The organism is Mesorhizobium sp. M7A.F.Ca.MR.176.00.0.0 (assembly GCF_004023165.1).
Classification (GTDB): domain Bacteria; phylum Pseudomonadota; class Alphaproteobacteria; order Rhizobiales; family Rhizobiaceae; genus Mesorhizobium.
In genome coordinates this window covers 1-4,084 of record NZ_RZTC01000222.1, presented here as the reverse complement: position 1 = coordinate 4,084, position 4,084 = coordinate 1, and the positions used below count along the sequence as shown (strand labels likewise).

Below are 4,084 nucleotides of genomic sequence, written 5' to 3'. Positions count from 1 at the left end.
CCCCTACGCACCGCGCGGCGACCGCCCGATGGCCGCCGAGGGTGAGCGCAAACCGTATGAGAAGCGCGAAGGACCACGCAAGCCCTATGCGCCACGTGGCGACCGGCCAATGGCGGCCGAAGGCGAGCGCAAGCCCTATGAGAAGCGTGAAGGACCGCGCAAACCCTACGCACCGCGCGGCGACCGGCCGATGGCCGCAGAAGGCGAGCGCAAGCCCTATGAAAAGCGCGAGGGGCCGCGCAAGCCTTATGCGCCCCGTGGCGATCGCCCGGTGGCCGCCGAAGGCGAGCGCAAGCCTTATGAAAAGCGCGAGGGGCCGCGCAAGCCCTATGCACCGCGGGGCGACCGACCGGCTGCGGCGGCAGCGGGCGGCGAAAAGCGTTTCGACCGTCCCACGCGTGATTTCAGTGACCGCGCGCCGCGCGACGGCGGCGATCGACCGAAGCGTGACTTCGCCGACCGCCCCAAGCGTGACTTCGGCGATCGCCCGAAGCGGGATTTCAACGATCGGCCGCAAGGTGCGTCAGACGGCAGCTTCAAGCCACGCCCGCGTCCCGCCGAGGGCGCGGAAGAGGCAGGCGAGCGCATCGCCAAGCGGCTGGCCCGCGCCGGCCTGGCCTCGCGCCGCGATGCCGAGGAGCTGATCGCCGCCGGCCGCGTCAAGGTCAATGGCCGCGCCCTGACTTCGCCGGCCTTCAACGTCATGCCTGATGACATCATCCATCTCGACGGCATGGAAATCCCGCCGATCGAGCGCACCCGGCTGTTCCTGTTCCACAAGCCGGCCGGCGTCGTCACCACCAACCGCGATCCCGAGGGCCGCAAGACCGTCTTCGACGTGCTGCCGGCTGAATTGCCGCGGCTGATGACCATCGGCCGGCTCGACATCAACACCGAAGGCCTGCTGCTGCTCACCAATGATGGCGGCCTGTCGCGCGTGCTCGAACTGCCGGCCACCGGCTGGCTGCGCCGCTACCGGGTGCGCGTCCACGGCAAGGTCGAGGAAAGCGCGCTTGCGGGCCTGCGCGAGGGCATTGCCGTTGACGGCGTGTTCTACGGTGCCATCGAAGCCACGCTCGACCGCGAGCAAGGCACCAATGCCTGGCTGACGATCGGCCTGCGCGAGGGCAAGAACCGCGAAGTCAGAAACATTCTCGGCTCGCTCGGCCTCGACGTGACGCGGCTGATCCGTATCTCCTACGGGCCGTTCCAGCTCGATGACCTCGCCGAGGGCCATGTGCTCGAGATCAAGGGCAGGGTTCTGCGTGACCAACTCGGCGAGCGCCTGGTCGAGGAATCCGGCGCCAATTTCGACGCCGATGTCACCAAGCCGTTTTCCAACAAGCCGGTGCGGCGCACGGAAGTTCGCGAGCCGGAGCCGGAGCGGCCGAAATTCACCCGCGACGGTGAGCGCCGCCCGATCGGCGAGGGCGGTTTGATCAAGAACCGCAAGCGCCGCGAAGGCAGCCGCGACGAGGCTCTGGGCAAGCTGTCGACAAACCCTGACAGAAGCGCGGAGAAGAGTTTTGGCGAACGCGGCCCGCGCCCCGAACGCAGCTTTGGCGACAAGCCGCGCGGCAATTTTGGCGACAAACCGCGCGGTGGCTTCGGCGACAAGCCGCGTGGTGCTTTTGGCGGCAAGCCAGGCGGCGGCAAGAAATCCGAGCGCGAGCAGCGGCCGATCGAGCCGCCCGGCCAGCGCAAGGCCAATGTCTGGATGGCGCCGGGCGCGCGGCCGATCGGCAAGGGCAGGGCCGATGCAGACGCAGCCAAGGCGGCTGAAGCAAAGGCGCGAAAGGCATCGTTCAAGCCGACCTATGGCAAACCGGCCGGCGCAAAGCCGTTCGGCAAGCCGCGCGGCGACCGTCCGACCAGCACACGCGGTGAGCGGCCGCGCGGCGGCCCCAAGGGCAAGTAATGCGGATCGTCGGTGGTGAGTTTCGCGGGCGTCCGCTGGCGACGCCGCGCTCGAGCGCCATTCGTCCGACGACCGATCGCACCCGCGAGGCGGTCTTCAACGTGCTGGCGCATCGCTTTGCCGCGCAATTGGACGGCGCGCGCGTGCTCGACCTGTTCGCCGGCACCGGTGCGCTGGGGCTCGAGGCGCTGTCGCGCGGTGCCTCCTACGGCGTCTTCATCGAGGAATCGGCCGAAGGCCGTGGCCTGATCCGCGACAATGTCGAAGCCTTCGGCCTGACCGGCCGCACCAAGATCTTCCGCCGCGATGCCACCGGCCTTGGCGAAGCGGGCACGCTGGCGCCGTTCGGCCTCGTCTTTGCCGACCCGCCCTATGGCAAGGGCCTTGGCGAGCGCGCCTTGCAGTCGGCGAAAGCCGGCGGCTGGCTTCGCCCTGGCGCGCTGTGCGTGGTCGAAGAGGCGGCAGTGGCGCCCTTCGAGCCGGGCCCCGGCTTTTCCGTGCTGGACGAGCGCAACTATGGCGAGACCGTCATCCGCTTTATCGAGGCGGCCTGATACGCCTTCGCGATTGGCGGTTCCTCTCCCCCGCTTCACGGGGGGCGAGGAACCGAGCTCCGCCTCTAAAATGACCAACAATTAACTTTGCTTGTCGCCAGTACCTTGCCTATCGTCTGCAGACAGAACCGGAGCCGTTGATGACATCCAGGATTGAATGGCTGCGGGGAATGCTGTTGGCGACCTCTTTGGCTTTTGTCATGACCAGCCCGGTGCTGGCCGAGAGCCCCGTCTTGCCCAACACGGTTCCGGCCGAGTTCAAGGTCACGGATTTCCTGCTCGACAACGGCATGGAGGTGGTCGTCATTCCCGACCACCGTGCGCCGATCGTCACCCATATGGTCTGGTACAAGATCGGCAGCGCCGACGAGCCGCCCGGCAAATCCGGCATTGCGCATTTCTTCGAACATCTGATGTTCAAGGCGACGACCAATCATGCGGCGGGCGAGTTCGACCGCGCCATCTCCGATATCGGCGGCTCCAACAACGCCTTCACCTCCTACGACTACACCGCCTTCCACGAGACGGTGGCGCCGTCGGCGCTCGAGCTGATGATGAGTTTCGAGGCCGATCGCATGCGCAATCTCATTCTCACCGACGATGTCATCAAGACCGAGCGCGATGTCATCCTCGAGGAGCGCCGCTCGCGCATCGACAACAGCCCCGAGGCCGTGCTGGACGAGGAGGTCGATGCGACGCTGTGGCAGAACCAGCCCTATCGCATCCCGGTCATCGGCTGGATGCAGGAGATGCAGCAGCTGAACCGCGCCGACGCTGTCGCCTTCTATGACAAATATTACCGGCCCAACAACGCGGTGCTGATCGTTGCCGGCGATGTCGAACCGGACACGGTGCGGGCGCTGGCCGAAAAGACCTATGGCAAGGTGGCGCGCGGCCCCGATCTGCCGCCGCGCATACGCCCGGTCGAGCCGGAGCAGAACACCAAGCGCACGGTGACGCTCGCCGATGCCCGCGTCAGCGTGCCGAGCTTTTCCACCCAATGGGTGGTGCCGTCCTATCACACCGGCAAGCCGGGCGAGGCGGAAGCGCTCGACCTCTTGGCGGAGATCCTTGGCGGCGGCAATCGCAGCCGGCTCTACCAGGCGCTCGTCGTCCAGCAAGGTATCGCATCCAGCGCCGGCGCCTTTTTCCAGGGCACGATGCTCGACGACACCAACTTCACCGTCTATGGCGCGCCGCGCGGGGATGCCAAAATCTCCGACGTCGAAGCGGCGGTCGATGCCGAAGTGGTGCGCATCGTCAAGGATGGCGTCACGCCATCGGAGCTGGAGAAGGCCAAGGACCGCTATGTCAGATCGATGACCTTTGCCCGCGACAAGCAGGATTCCATGGCTAACATCTACGGCTCGACGCTGGCCACCGGCGGCAATGTGCAGGACGTCCAGCAGTGGACGGACCGCATCCGCAAGGTCACGACAGACGAGGTCAAGGCCGTCGCCGCGCGCTATCTCGTGCTCGCCCGGTCGACCACCGGTTATTTGCTGCCGCAGCAACAGGCGGGGAATTGATTTGATGAAGAGATCGAGCGTTGGCGCTGCCCCTCACCTGCCTGCCGGCATCCTCTCCCCGTACAGTGACGGGGAGAGGGGCG

Annotated in this window: 3 protein-coding genes; all 3 read left to right on the top strand. The window is 66.7% G+C overall.

Annotated features, from left to right (window positions below; translation table 11 throughout):
• Positions 1-1,918: pseudouridine synthase (locus tag EOB59_RS33955; protein WP_245486878.1), on the top strand; the 1,918-nt coding region annotated here is incomplete at its 5' end.
• Entirely contained in the window at positions 1,918-2,472 is a 555-nt protein-coding gene (rsmD, locus tag EOB59_RS33950; protein WP_127266868.1) for a 16S rRNA (guanine(966)-N(2))-methyltransferase RsmD, read from the top strand. The genes EOB59_RS33955 and rsmD, both read left to right, overlap by 1 nt.
• A 140-nt stretch (positions 2,473-2,612) precedes the next feature.
• A complete protein-coding gene (locus tag EOB59_RS33945) occupies positions 2,613-4,001 on the top strand; it encodes a pitrilysin family protein (protein WP_128290249.1) in 1,389 nt (462 codons plus the stop codon).
• The last annotated feature ends 83 nt before the right edge of the window (positions 4,002-4,084 follow it).

Bases quoted from the DNA above. Each gene is read 5' to 3' on its own strand.
- EOB59_RS33945 (WP_128290249.1), top strand. From the start codon at position 2,613: ATGACATCCAGGATTGAATGGCTGCGGGGAATGCTGTTGGCGACCTCT.
- rsmD (WP_127266868.1), top strand. From the start codon at position 1,918: ATGCGGATCGTCGGTGGTGAGTTTCGCGGGCGTCCGCTGGCGACGCCG.